Origin of the sequence: Comamonas sp. (assembly GCF_009360615.1) — a bacterium.
In the GTDB taxonomy this organism is placed as follows: Bacteria; Pseudomonadota; Gammaproteobacteria; order Burkholderiales; family Burkholderiaceae_C; genus Comamonas.
In genome coordinates this window covers 1-12,690 of the sequence record NZ_SPEY01000110.1, presented here as the reverse complement: position 1 = coordinate 12,690, position 12,690 = coordinate 1, and the positions used below count along the sequence as shown (strand labels likewise).

Genomic DNA, 12,690 nt, shown 5'->3' with positions numbered 1-12,690 from the left:
CCGGCACAAACTTGGCCTAGCCGCATAAAACCAGTCCAAGTTTTTATCCGCACCCCCACCGGGGGCTAGTGGGTCACTTCTGGGTGGAAATCAACACTTTGTGCGTGAAGAAGCAGAAAGCTGAGCTGAAGTGTTATATCCGCCCTGTTGTGCAGACTGGTAACAGAACAACCAATCTGAGTGCAATCGATTCACACTCCCCACAGTGATGCGTAAGGCCTTGTGCACTACCGCAGGCTTGTGGGACCTGAGGGCGTTGAGGTTCCCTTCTCGATGACGGTGCAAGCGCCGATCCAGTCCTGAGCGCGAGGCATGGGGACAGATGAACTCCCGGGTGACGTCATCCAGTTGCAGCACCACAGTCTCTTGTGCAGGCGTGAGCACGGTTTGCTGGTGGATGGGCCGTGTGCGAGCGGTCCGCAAAGACATCGCGCTTCTTCTACTTGTAGACCGTTTGCTCGGTGATGCCAAAGCGCTGGGCAAGGACACTGGCTGTCTCGTTGCTGGCCGTGATCTCGGCGCGCACGGCAGGCGTGCTACGGACGTTCTTGCGCAGAGCTATCCGCATGGCTTTGCGCTTCGGGTAGTTTGCAAGGACCCTCGCAATTTTTGCACAATCGATCAGGCCATGAAAAGCGGATAGCGTTTAGGATCGATGCAGTCATCCGAGATGCGATACTTAGATCTATAACAAATCAAAGCTCACCTTAAATATATCGATGAATTCAAATATCAGAAAACGTCCATTTCACATTAAGCCATCGAAATCTCAGAAGGATTCACTTATTTTAGATGACTCCGAAGAAGGCTTAGTACTAAGCGCCACAAAAAAATTCATCCCTCATTTACCCGAAAAATTAAAAAACATATTTACAGAATCAATAAAATCAATTCACCGCACAGAAAAATATCATAGAAAACAAATATATGAAATATTACCATATAGCAACATCATTGGAGAAAAATCTTTTTCAGAAAAAATTAGATTACTAGGAGAAAAAAAATTTCTTACGAAGAAACCACACACTACAATTCAAGCCGAATACATTAAATTATTCACCAACATCCAACAATTAATATTTGATTATGGCATCATTCAACAATCCAAAACAGAAGGAAAATACACAACTCCCAATAATAAAATAATTGAAGAAACGATAATAGATTCATTTTACAAAAATGACTACCTTGCTGACGAAAGATATCAAAATTTAATTATAAGCAGATTGTTTTCCATTCAAATTAATTTCTATGAATTACTTAATTCTTATAACAATGTAGCTGACAAAGAAGATAGGAAAAATATAGCTAAATTTGGCGGCGACACAAAAAATTATGGTGAGCATATTTTATTCAAAAATATTCTCAATCATTTTTTAGAGAACCGACCCGCTAAAAATGAAAAATCATCATCCATTGCTTTCCTGCATCGAAAGCATTATAAAAATCTTGAATCCACTCTAGAAAAATATCAGAAAAAAATAGGTACCCGAGAAGAAGGCAGTAGACATTTTATTTACTACGGGTCCAACTTAACAACAGATGGATTATTGCGAAAAATTAGAGAATGGTGCAAAAAGGAGCAAGATTTAAAAAAAGAGATAGAAGAATATCATTTAAAGCCCAAAAAGAAAAAAATAACACCCCCCTAAAGAGAGGTGGCAAATTCATTATTCATCGATATTTATCATCACAGTTTCAAGCCACTCCCAATCTCCATGTACGAACGCCGCTTCACGGGTTTCAATGAGCAGATCATCACCAGGTCTGCTCGAGACATGACGGCACGTGAGATTCAGAGCTTTATTCTTGAGCTATACGCCATCATTTACCGCTATACCGCGGCGAAAAAGGCTTGTAAGCCTCCTAACCTCATTTTGATTTGGCTGCGTCAGTAGAGCCAGCAGATTGGAATTCATTTGAACTGCAACACGTTTTCCGCCTTCTAAATGTAGCATCACCTTGTTTTGCCCCACCAACTGATCGATCGCGAAATCAAGGTTTGCAGCCTTACGCAAGCATTTAGGCCCCTTGCGCAGCAAATCAACTCTGTGAAAAAACCCTCCAGGATTAGTTGAGAGCTTACGCTGCATATACGCATACAAGACATCGGCAAGATCAGCCATGCCCGTCCTACGCACCAACTCCTCTGATTTTCCTAAACCCATCAATGCTTGCTCAAGGTGCCAATTGACCAGCTCAACAGCCGCCTTCATCATTGGTGAGTCAATCATAGGCTTCGGGCCATTGAACCATTGCAGCACCGCAGCGATTCTCAGTGCCTGCTCACCGGCACGCTCCAGAAATGGCTTCATCCCTCTCCACTCTTGGGCAAACAACTTTTTTTGACGCCAGTCATCACCCGCAGCATTCCAGCATTCCAGAGCCGCGGGTGAGAGCTGAATATGACTTCTTGGGCACGAAGAAGCAAAGATGTCTCGGTAGTCATTCATCAACTCACGAACACGGGTGTTAAAGGGTTGCGTCTTCGGGTCCGAAACACGCTTGCCAGAACAACCGCTGTAGACAAATGACGTTTTGGTAAAGGAGTAGAGGTTGCGGGCATGCAAGCCCGAGGGCATCATCATTTTCCCCTGTGCTCCCTCCAAAAACTCAGCATACACCGCGTCCTGGACGGCCATACAAAACGTCGTCCGCGTATTCGGTATCTGTGTGATCTGATGCTTACGAATCACGCGTAAGTCACTCCCATCAAATCGCTTGCACATGGACTGAATATCGAGATGCTTGGCCATCATTCCACCTTCATCCATCACAATGGCAGCCGCCTGCGCACCATTACCAAATAAGCTGACGATGCCACTCTCAGACGTGTTCTCCCAGAGATAGGGGTGTGCACCAATTTCACAAAAATTCATCTCGCCTGTCTGGCATCCATTGAAGGCAGCCTCGAAGTCACGGAACCCGTGAAACGCATGTTTGATCACTGTGGATTTGCGCATCCCGGACTCCGCAATCACAGAGACGTACAAGCTCGCAGGCATGACCGTAAAGAAAGGCGTATGAATGTCCACAGTACCCTGTACAGCAGCGGCCATCGCTGCGAGTACCACGGGCCCCACCAAAGCCGTTTTAGCTTGCGTGGCATCTGCAATGCACTGGGCAAAATCACTGCCTAGTGACTGCAAGCAATGTAGAGGATAAGGAGACGCTTTGTTCATCATTGATTCCCTTTGCTTGCCTTCGCTACATTCAATTCACGCAATGGACGACGCACTGCCCATGGATCAACAACTTGTTCCGGCTTGCTACGCTTAGGACCCGTTTTGCGCTTGACAACTTTGGGCACCTTGGAAGATCCAAATCCGTGCATCCGCTCAGGAGCCCTTAGATGCACCACATAGTCGACCTTCGTGAGGTACTCGGCATACCCACCCACGATGAGCCATAGCAAAGGGTCGCTGTAGTCGATCACACGCAAGATGGCGTCTTCGTTCTTTTGCTGAGCATTCAGATTCCACGTGTAAGTATCAGGGTTGCCAACAGCAGCATCCCACATCTGGGCAATGGCTTTAGGCACATTGATGCGATCTTGGTGCTTGGTTCCATTGAGGCCAATCAGCCAGTGGATGTGCAGCCCTTTGATTGGCGCACATTCAATCTTCCATACGTAAAAAGCCAAGTCCTTTCTGTACTTCTTGCGAAGTGCCTTGAGCTTCTTATCCCGGTATGCACAAACGATCTTGAAACGTTGCTCAAAGTCCTGCGAAGACAAAAAGACTCCCCGCCGATCTGGGAAAGGTTTCTTGTAGCCCCAATCCAATCTGATCAGCAGTACCTTTCCAAATCGCTGCCACTTGGACTCAGCCATCTTCAGGACTTGCTTATAGTTCTCAGTAGCATTTCGTTTGAAGCTGTGCACCTTTTCTCTGTGCCCTTCAGCCATCAGTCTTTGACGTATCTGTTGAGAAAGATGGTTCAACTCCTGATGCACCTCACAACGTTGGTCAAGAGTCATCAAGCGATAGGCATTTAAATCAAAGTTATTCAAAAGCTGGAATAAACGATCATCGGCATATACTGCATTCAAAATCCAGTGCTTGATCACATCCAGAATAGACGTAATTTCAAGAGAAACATTGAGATGAAACGCACTACCTGAGATATCAGAATCTAATAAAATTGGGCTCATCATCTCGGACACGCAAGTGATCAAGGAGTACTGATAATTTCTCAACCCAATATGATTTTTGACAGCTCCTTCAGGGAATGGATAGACATGGGGTATTCTCGAAGAAAATTCATAAATTATTTTACATGCCTCAATAATCTCACCACCTAAGAAAGAAGGAAGCACCTCTTCCTCTCCATCCAATGAATCTTCAAAGCGGAGATACTTGTTAATATATTGACTCTGATTGATATCATCATTGGTCATTGCATACACCTTATATTTAGTTACTAAATACCTAATTAACTCAAAATATCACAACTAAGAATTAAGCATCCAACACATCGAAATTAGCGCAAGAAAATCGTACAAAACCGCCGAATTTCAATACGATTCTTTTTGAAAATTTAGTACCCCATTTCATAGGTCCGTTTCCCTGTACCGCAGCTTCTCGATATAGGAATACACATCTTCCAATTTCCACCCAACTGCCTTCATGCCGAGCTGAATGGGTTTCGGAAAACTCGGGTCGTAGTACTTGGTCTTGGGATTCAGACGCAAATACACCGTGGAACGGGAGAGCCCCACCAATTTCACGAACTGCGGTAGGCGGATGATAGTTTTCAGATCCAGAGTGGATCTCTGGTGAGCAGAAGGCTGCATGACTTGCGGCTCTTCATTCTGGCGTTCAGTACCTAGATCCGCCTGCAAGGAGGTATTCGTACCAGCCAGCTTGGCTCGAGATATAGCTACAGCCCGTGCTGCATCAGGCACAAGCGCCTTGCTTCCCACAGCCGTTGCCGAAGGGTAAAGGGTCTGATTCATGAAGTCTTCCTTTTGTTGCTTGAAGGCCTTCATTGAATCGAGAGGGGCTTCTAACTTCGAGGCAGCTGCTTCGCGGAGCCTCAACTGACAAGCAGGTCTCTTGACTTTTATTTATTTTATTGATAGGAAATCACACACCCCTCACCTCGCATCAAAATCCTCAAAATTCGAAGTCATGCGAACGTGCGAATTCGATGAAAAATTTAGTTCCATACAGAGGAAAAATCCACTCAGAATTGGTCTGTGCGAAAACCTCAAATTTCGCATGCAAGATCCGCTCAAATTCAAAGCATTCGGACCCGTTCATTCAGCTTCGCAATCCTTCCGTAGCAGAAATTCGCGCCAAAAACAACAAAACCCCAGAACTAAAGAATTTTTAAATCCAGTTTTTTTGATCCACATATCACTGCTTCGAGTTGCTACTACGGCGCTTCCGTCTACACCTCAATCCTTGCTGACAAGCCTTGAGGTGCAAGCGGTATTTCAACGATCGGAGCATTTGATGAGCACCTTTCCCCCTCGCCCTTGTCCTTGCCTTTGCCCTTTATGTGGCAGTCTTCAAGTCGTCCAACGATGTTGGGGACGTAAAACGGGCGGTTTCGTCGGATCGCTTGCCGGTGCTGCAGGTGGTTTTGCAGGTTCTCTGCGTGGAGCACAAATCGGCGGTATTACAGGCGCACTTCTGGGCCCAGCAGGCATCTCTATTGGAGGGCTGGCTGGTGCCGTTCTTGGCGGTTTAGTGGGCAGCTCCATTGGCTGCGAGGTTGGTTCAGCCGTTGGTGAAACCATTGATGCCCACGTCCTCAACGATTTCAAATGCCAGGAATGCGGTCATAGCTTTGCGCATTCACATTCCAGCTCGCTGTAATCAGACGAAATCCGCCTTACCGTATTAATCCTCGTTTCAAATTTCACCAAGCTTCTTTTCCAGCTTTATTCGATTTATCGAATACTCCCCCATTCATTCGACGACCTCTCCAAGCCCATTTTCAAAAATCCGAAGCCGTGAAATCAACCGGCTCGCGGAAGTTTTTGAATTTCTGAGGTGATGAGAGGTTTCCATCCATTTGGAGATTTGTATGTCCCATCTTGTAGAAACCATGGCATATACCGGCCAAACCCCTTGGCATGAACTGGGCCACGCCCTTCCGGCCAAACAAGGCATCGATGTCTGGGCCCAGGCCGCCGGCATGGATTGGCGCATCCAGGAAACACCGGTGCGTTATCTGGCTTCCAATGCTGATTCAGGCCTGTCAGGCCTGTACGCCGAGCCCAAAGAGTTCCCTGAGCAAAAGGTGCTGTACCGCAGTGACACCCAGACTCCGCTGTCTGTGGTGGGAAGCCGCTACCAGGTAGTCCAGCCCCGCCAGGTGCTGGAGTTCTATCGTGATCTGACGGAAGTGGCCGGCTACGAACTGGAGACCGCAGGTGTACTCAAGGCTGGTCGCAAGTTCTGGGCTCTGGCCCGTACTGGCAAGTCAGCAGCGCTCAAAGGCAATGATGTGGTCAACGGCTATTTGCTGCTGGCGACGTCCTGTGACGGAACGCTTGCTACGGTAGCCATGCCGACGACGGTGCGGGTTGTGTGCAACAACACGCTGACGATTGCACTGCGTGACGGTGTCGGTGCTGTCAAGGTACCGCATAGCACGACCTTTGATGCCCAGGTGGTCAAGCGCCAGTTGGGCGTGGCCGTGGGCCAGTGGGACAGCTTTATGTACCGCATGAAGACGCTGGCCGAGCGCAAGGTCAAGACCCATGAGGCGCTGAACTATTTCCTGAAGGTGATCTGCAATACAGACTCCCATTCGGATTTGTCTGTGGGACTGACCAATGAACGGGCTCTCAAGAAGGTGCAGATGCTCTATGAGGGCCATGGCCGTGGGGCTGAGATGCATGCGGCCAAGGACACGGCTTGGGGCCTGCTGTGCTCCGTGACAGAGTTTGTTGACCATGAGAAGCACGCTCGTAGTCAGGACAACCGTCTGGACAGCGCTTGGTTTGGTCAGGGAGCAGTGATCAAGCAGCGTGCTCTGGATCATGCACTGCAACTGGTCGCCTGACCGTGACCGACCGTTGGCTTTTGGGGTCGTCTTTGGACGCCTTAGTTCTCTTCCCCTCTCTCATCTTTCCTACACCCCCAGCCACCTTTTGAGGTGGCTTTTTTATGCCCGCAATTGGCGGGCCAGGAGATTTCGATGTCTGTGCATGTTTTCAAGAATGGAAATCTGGATGCTGGCTCTATCGCTCTTCACGCGGCCTCCAATAACACTCCACGCACTCCACGCACTCCACGCACGCCACGCAAGGGAGCTGCTTTGCGCCTGGTCTCCACCAAAGACCTGGAGCGTGATGATTGGCTGGAGGTGCGCCGCACCGGTATTGGTAGCTCCGATGCCGCTGCAGCGATTGGCCTGAACCCCTACCAGTCCCAGCTGGAGTTGTGGATGCAAAAGACGGGCAAGGGTGATCTGCTGCCAGTCTTCGATCCGAATGATGACACCAGCCCCATGTTCTGGGGAACGATGCTGGAGCCCATTGTGGCGGCTCACTACACCAAGCGCACAGGCAATAAGGTACGCCGAGTGAATGCAGTTTTGCAGCACTCTGAGCATCCTTGGATGCTGGCGAATGTGGACCGTGAGGTGGTCGGCGCTGGCGATGTGCAGATCCTGGAATGCAAAACTGCGGGCATCCATGGCGCACGCCTGTGGCGTGACGGTGTTCCCGAGTATGTGCAACTGCAGGTGATGCACCAGCTGGCTGTGACTGGCCATCGTGCTGCTGACGTAGCGGTCCTGGTTGGCGGTCAGGAGCTGCGAATCTTCCGGATTGAGCGAGACGAGACATTGATTGCTCGACTGATCGAAATGGAGCACGCATTCTGGCAAATGGTGGGGAGCAAAACGCCGCCGGCTGGCGATGGATCGGACAGTGCAGAAAAAGCCTTGCGTAGTCTCTATCCCAACAGTGCAGGCGATGACGTAGACATGAGTGATGACCCAGAGCTCAATGCCACGTTTGAAGCCTTGCTGGTAGCACGCGAGCAGCTTGAAGCGGCACAGAAAAATGAAGCCCGCTTGCGCCAGGCCATCCAGATCCATATGGGAGAAGCGGGCAAAGCAACGTTTGCCTGCGGCGGCAGCGTGACATGGCGGCGCAGCAAGGATGGTCAAGTGTTCAATACGGCGCAGTTCAACAAAGACCATCCAGAGCTGGCCAAGGCCTATATGTCCACGCGGGCTGGCGCTCGGCGATTTTGCGTCAATGAAACGTGAGCGGTGACTCACCGCCCTCTTTTACCCCTCACCCTCTGCTCTCTGCGGTTCACAGCCCCAGAGAGCTTTTTTTGGAGCAAAACATGATCAAAGGTTTGATGATCACCCCGCCTGTGATTGGCAGGATTTCGATTGGCAAGGCGGTGGAGAAGAACGGCAAGCGTCTGCCAGAAAAGGACGATGAGTTCACCATCACCACGCAGGTGCAGCAGCGAGGCCAGTGGGTGCTACACCCTTTGGATGAGGCCTTGCGCCAGAGCCAAGCACCTGGTCAAGTTTTCGGCGGCATAAAAGAAGGCGCAGAGCCTTCCGATGTGCAAAGTGAAACGTCCGCAAGCGCTACCCAAACTTGCACAGGCAAACGCTCACTCAAAGACAAGATGGGTGTGGCAGATACGCCAACGGCTGCACCGAGCACGGCAAGGCGCAAGCTGCGCAGCATCCCAGTGCGGGTGCTGTTCAATGACCCAGATTTGAACCTCCGAGCTGATTACTGCATGTTTGATCGCAGTACCGCTCGCCCGCTGTGCGTCGGCAATGGCGAGAGCTGCAAGCGTGTGACAGATAAAGGTTTTGAAGAGTTGGCCTGCCCTGGTCCGGATACATGCCGGTTTGGCATGGGCCATTGCAAGCCCTACGGCCGCTTGAACGTGAGTATTGGCGACAGCGATGAGTTGGGCAGCTTTGTATTCAGAACCACGGGCTTCAACAGCATTCGCACTCTGGCAGCGCGGCTGCAATATTTCGCTGCAGTTTCTGGTGGCAACCTGGCCTGTATGCCGCTGGAGCTCAAGCTGCGTGGCAAGTCCACCACGCAGTCGCATCGATCGGCCATCTATTACGCGGACTTGGTGGTGCGTACTGGTGCCTCTTTGAACGAGGCCATTGGGCAAGCCTACACCTTGGCGGCTGAGCGCTTGGCAGCCGGGTTTGATCAGTCTGCCTTGGACGGAGCCGCACGACAGGGCTTTGCCAATGGCAACTTTGAAGATGCGCCCGATGAGGGGGTTGAGATTGTGGAAGAGTTTTATCCCGAAGAGTGCGAAACACCCACCGCCCCTACTACAGCTGCAGCCAATGAGCACTGGCCCCCTATCGCTCAGGCCAGTCAGCGAAATGGTACGCATAGTCCGTATCCGTAAAAGCAGTGGCTGCGACGACCGTAGCACTTAAAGCAGTGTTTCTACACACCGTGATCGCTATCACGGTGTGCTTTTGCACTGTGGCCAAGCATGCTACGAATCGTAACCATTGCGTCCCATGGCAAGCAAACCAATGACCAATGCAGACCGATCTCCAGTGCTCAAGGCATTTGGGCAGTCCGTGCGTGAGTGCCGAAGCGCGCGAGGGTTTTCTCAGGAAGGTTTTGCGCATTACTGCGGCTTAGATCGCAGCTACATGGGTGGCGTGGAGCGTGGTGAGCGCAATGTGACGCTCGCCAATATGGAGCGAATCATCGCCGCCCTGCACATGAAGCCTTCCGAGTTCTTCCTGACTTTGGATGGACATTTCCGGGACCTCGCCGTACAACGCGATGCTGCGCATTTAAACGACTTTGCGCCTTATTTCCGACCTGGAATTCCTCGAAAAACACCCTAAAGCTCAGACTTTTCTCCGCCCTCTTTTCAAGGTGTGAAGAGTGCGTGTGTATTTTCATTTCAAATTTAAGAGATGGCCCTATGAAAAAACGAATACTTCTTTGTTCAGCCTTAAGCTTCGCATTGACCGGCTGTAACTCTTCCCCAAGCAATAGCGATCTAGAAGCTTATCTAGAGCCCAAGTTCGATAGCTGCAAAAATCTCAAAATCGTAGACATCAAAAAGACCAATGGCTATCAAGAGGATGGCTACTATAGGGTGGAATTTTCTTACGGATTGGAACTTAAAGATTCCAGCCTATTAGATACTATGCGCAATCAATGGAAAGAAGAAAAAGAAGAATCAGAAAGACGACTAGAGAAAAATAAAAAATTTCTCGAAACAAGAGAAACACTTGAAGCGGAAATAAAAAAAATAGCAGATGAATTCGAACTGCATGCACCTTACATGCCCTCTTCCGATGAAATTATTGTCTTTAAACGAGGGCTATCCGCAGAGATAGCGCCAGAAATACCATTACCCCTTCAAGAAAAGATTAATATCTGGAAAAAACTTGTAGAATCTAGAGAACAAGAGATAAATAATCAAAAGCCATTCAAAATTTTTGGCAATGAAGAGACTATTATTTACAGAAACTACTACAACGGCTGCAATCCTAGTGTGAAACAATTCACAAAAAATCTTTTTGAAGGACAACAACTCGCATCATTACGTAGTGAGAACAAAGATCCAGAACTTTTATTTGACGAATATAAAGTAAAAGTAACTTTGACAATTCCAATGCGAAAAACAGAAAATGGGTGGCGTGTAATCAGCGATAACTGATTACCACGAAGCAGTGATCGGCACTAACTGGCGCAGTCAGTGCCGATCACATGCCTTTATTTTTTTGTAGGTGCTTTCGCCGACACCCTTAAATTTTAGGCGCAACAACACTCGCTTGAATGAAAAAATCCTGTAGCCGCCTTCGCGGAATAAGTGAATCACCCCGGGTTTGAACTGTCCCCAGAAGTTGGTCGGTTACCGTCCCGCCAACTAGGCGGTGTTTCTCAGCCAGTATCCCACCGCGTGGCGCCCAGGTCTATCCGCACTCCGGTGGACTTCTGGCGCGAGCTGTTGCGGCTTCACTTCGCCAACCGTTCGTTGCCGCCCCTGTTCGCCCAGCACGCGGCAGGCATCATTCACGGCAAGGGGCTGTTCACCGACCAACCCGTAGCCACATGGGTGGAAATCAACAAACTGCAGACAGCTCCAAAGCAGCGCTGCTTTCGCTGTGCAAGCGATACGCGGATGTAATGGGTGATAGCGCTGAACTGAAACTGGCAGCAGCAGCATCTATCGCGAATGAATATGAGTGGCAGATCACTCAGTTCTAGAGCGTGTTATGAACTTCCGTTCAAGACACGCGGCAGCCCAAGTAGAGTGCCGCAATGCCCCGCAAGCCTTACCCGCATGACCTGCGTGAGGTCTTCAATGCGCTGCGTTGGCTGGTGCGTGCAGGTGCACCTTGGCAGCTGCTGCCCAATGACCTGCCGCCATGGGAGGCGGGATGCTCCGAGGCGATGGTGTCGGACCTGCGCTCCATCATCCGTGTGGCCCAAGGGCGCCAGGGGCAGTCCAGTGCCGCAGTGCTAGATGAGCGTACGTTGCAGTCAACCTGCGAGTGTCACCCGCGTGCGAGCTACGACAACGACAAGCGCCGCCGCGGCAGCAAGGTGCACATGGCCGTTTACTTTTACTGAACACATACGCGCACGAGGCGAATGGATCCAGGCCAAGGGCCTGTTCCACCAACAGGGCCGCCCAGTCAAGGCTGCGCCAAAGTTGCAGGATCGATTGGTGACGCCGATCAAGGCCATGCTCGAGGAAAACCTATCCTTCGGCTATCGAACGGTGGCGCATCTGCTGGGGTTCAACAAGAACACGGTGCAGCGCATCTTCTAGATAGAGGGCTGGCAGGTGCGAAAGTGCCCGGTAGGCTTCAGGCCCAGGATCCAATCCCTGCCCTCGGTGGCCAAGGCACTGAATGAGCGCTGGGCCACCGACATGTGCCGGGTCTGGGCCGGACGGGCTGGCTGGACCACGATGGCCCTGGTGATCGATTGCCACAGCCGGGAACTGCTGGGCTGGAACCTGTCGCGTAGCGGGAGATCCAAGACTGCGGAGTCAGCACTGGAGCAGGTGCTGATTGCACGGTTCGGGACACTCGGGCGTGTGCCAGCGCCGTTCCTACTGCTCTCGGACAATGGGCTGGTCTTCACCAGCCGCAGCTCCACGGCCCTGGTCAGAAGCTATGGCCTGCGCCATGAAGAATCGCTTGCCGAGTCGCTCGCCTCGCTAGTCTTGGCTCGCAGTTCATACCTCTACCATCGCGCCCGTCTCAACGCTGACGAGAAGTATGTCCTGGTGTGCCGATCAATCACCAACATCTTCGAGCGCAACCATGGCTGCTTTGGCTACCGACGGGTTACTGCAACGCTGTGCAGTTCAATGGCGGAGCCGGTCAACCACAAACGCGTACAGCGAGGAAGCAAGTTCGTCGGCAATGGCATGAATGCTTTTATTACTGCCTCAAGTCCGCCGTGTTGATATCGCATGGGTAGCTACTTCTAGTGGTGACCAGTCGGGCCTGTCGCAAAAACATCCGCGTGGAAGTCCTGTGCAAGCAGGCCCATATCGGAAGCGGCTGTGCGCACTGATTGAACCAGAGCTGGTGAGCCACAGCAGTGCACCACATGATCGTGCAGGTTGCCAAAGTGAGTGCGTAGCGCGTCATCCACCCGACCTGCGTGAGCATCCGCAGGCATATCGCCTAGGTCGGTGATGGCTGCAATGTAGCGAAACTGTGGCCAGACTT

General features: G+C 50.7%; 11 protein-coding genes and 3 pseudogenes. 9 read left to right on the top strand and 5 right to left on the bottom strand.

Annotated elements, in window-relative coordinates:
- Positions 1–210 precede the first annotated feature (210 nt).
- Positions 211–568, bottom strand: a pseudogene (locus E2583_RS23090) (IS481 family transposase); the annotation flags it as partial.
- A 151-nt stretch (positions 569–719) separates the two neighbouring features.
- On the opposite strand from E2583_RS23090, the gene E2583_RS23085 reads away from it, so the two are divergent.
- Entirely contained in the window at positions 720–1,652 is a 933-nt protein-coding gene (locus E2583_RS23085) for a hypothetical protein (protein WP_291599053.1), read from the top strand.
- A gap of 162 nt (positions 1,653–1,814) precedes the next feature.
- Here the strand turns inward: E2583_RS23085 and E2583_RS23080 are convergent, their stop codons facing one another.
- From E2583_RS23080 to E2583_RS23070, 3 genes are all read right to left on the bottom strand, one after another.
- A complete protein-coding gene (locus tag E2583_RS23080; RefSeq protein WP_291599051.1) occupies positions 1,815–3,185 on the bottom strand; it encodes a DUF3987 domain-containing protein in 1,371 nt (456 codons plus the stop codon).
- Positions 3,182–4,399: an inovirus-type Gp2 protein gene (locus E2583_RS23075; RefSeq protein ID WP_291599049.1), complete on the bottom strand. Its 1,218-nt coding sequence runs from the start codon at positions 4,397–4,399 to the stop codon at positions 3,182–3,184. The genes E2583_RS23080 and E2583_RS23075 overlap by 4 nt, the downstream gene beginning before the upstream one ends.
- 153 nt (positions 4,400–4,552) lie before the next feature.
- Positions 4,553–4,957 carry an AlpA family transcriptional regulator gene (locus tag E2583_RS23070; protein ID WP_230630455.1) on the bottom strand — a complete coding sequence of 135 codons (405 nt, stop codon included), beginning with the start codon at positions 4,955–4,957 and terminating at the stop codon, positions 4,553–4,555.
- Positions 4,958–5,057: 100 nt separating this feature from the next.
- Between E2583_RS23070 and E2583_RS23065 the strand changes: the two genes are divergently transcribed.
- The 8 genes and pseudogenes from E2583_RS23065 to E2583_RS23030 all read left to right on the top strand — a co-directional run bounded on the left by E2583_RS23065 (position 5,058) and on the right by E2583_RS23030 (position 12,422).
- Positions 5,058–5,825 (top strand): hypothetical protein, encoded by a 768-nt coding sequence (locus tag E2583_RS23065; protein WP_230630456.1) that lies wholly within the window; start codon positions 5,058–5,060, stop codon positions 5,823–5,825.
- Between the two features lie 211 nt (positions 5,826–6,036).
- Positions 6,037–7,020: a DUF932 domain-containing protein gene (locus E2583_RS23060; protein WP_291599044.1), complete on the top strand. Its 984-nt coding sequence runs from the start codon at positions 6,037–6,039 to the stop codon at positions 7,018–7,020.
- Positions 7,021–7,155: 135 nt separating this feature from the next.
- Positions 7,156–8,235 carry a lambda-exonuclease family protein gene (locus tag E2583_RS23055; protein WP_242881897.1) on the top strand — a complete coding sequence of 360 codons (1,080 nt, stop codon included), beginning with the start codon at positions 7,156–7,158 and terminating at the stop codon, positions 8,233–8,235.
- Between the two features lie 83 nt (positions 8,236–8,318).
- On the top strand, positions 8,319–9,377 hold the full coding sequence (locus E2583_RS23050) for a phage capsid protein (protein WP_242881898.1): 1,059 nt from the start codon (positions 8,319–8,321) through the stop codon (positions 9,375–9,377).
- Between the two features lie 133 nt (positions 9,378–9,510).
- Entirely contained in the window at positions 9,511–9,834 is a 324-nt protein-coding gene (locus E2583_RS24690) for a helix-turn-helix domain-containing protein (protein WP_367158612.1), read from the top strand.
- 80 nt (positions 9,835–9,914) lie between these two features.
- Positions 9,915–10,658, top strand: coding sequence for a hypothetical protein (locus E2583_RS23040; RefSeq protein WP_123974928.1), 744 nt, complete (start codon positions 9,915–9,917; stop codon positions 10,656–10,658).
- Between the two features lie 605 nt (positions 10,659–11,263).
- Positions 11,264–11,563: pseudogene (locus tag E2583_RS23035) on the top strand (transposase); the annotation flags it as partial.
- 229 nt (positions 11,564–11,792) lie between these two features.
- A complete protein-coding gene (locus tag E2583_RS23030) occupies positions 11,793–12,422 on the top strand; it encodes a DDE-type integrase/transposase/recombinase (protein ID WP_122974732.1) in 630 nt (209 codons plus the stop codon).
- A gap of 20 nt (positions 12,423–12,442) precedes the next feature.
- Here E2583_RS23030 and E2583_RS23025 read toward each other — a convergent pair.
- Positions 12,443–12,690: pseudogene (locus E2583_RS23025) on the bottom strand (oxidoreductase); the annotation flags it as partial.

Coding starts and splice junctions, on each gene's coding strand:
- E2583_RS23085 (WP_291599053.1), top strand. CDS start 720: ATGAATTCAAATATCAGAAAACGTCCATTTCACATTAAGCCATCGAAA.
- E2583_RS23080 (WP_291599051.1), bottom strand. CDS start 3,185: ATGATGAACAAAGCGTCTCCTTATCCTCTACATTGCTTGCAGTCACTA.
- E2583_RS23075 (WP_291599049.1), bottom strand. CDS start 4,399: ATGACCAATGATGATATCAATCAGAGTCAATATATTAACAAGTATCTC.
- E2583_RS23070 (WP_230630455.1), bottom strand. CDS start 4,957: ATGAATCAGACCCTTTACCCTTCGGCAACGGCTGTGGGAAGCAAGGCG.
- E2583_RS23060 (WP_291599044.1), top strand. CDS start 6,037: ATGTCCCATCTTGTAGAAACCATGGCATATACCGGCCAAACCCCTTGG.
- E2583_RS23055 (WP_242881897.1), top strand. CDS start 7,156: ATGTCTGTGCATGTTTTCAAGAATGGAAATCTGGATGCTGGCTCTATC.
- E2583_RS23050 (WP_242881898.1), top strand. CDS start 8,319: ATGATCAAAGGTTTGATGATCACCCCGCCTGTGATTGGCAGGATTTCG.
- E2583_RS24690 (WP_367158612.1), top strand. CDS start 9,511: ATGACCAATGCAGACCGATCTCCAGTGCTCAAGGCATTTGGGCAGTCC.
- E2583_RS23040 (WP_123974928.1), top strand. CDS start 9,915: ATGAAAAAACGAATACTTCTTTGTTCAGCCTTAAGCTTCGCATTGACC.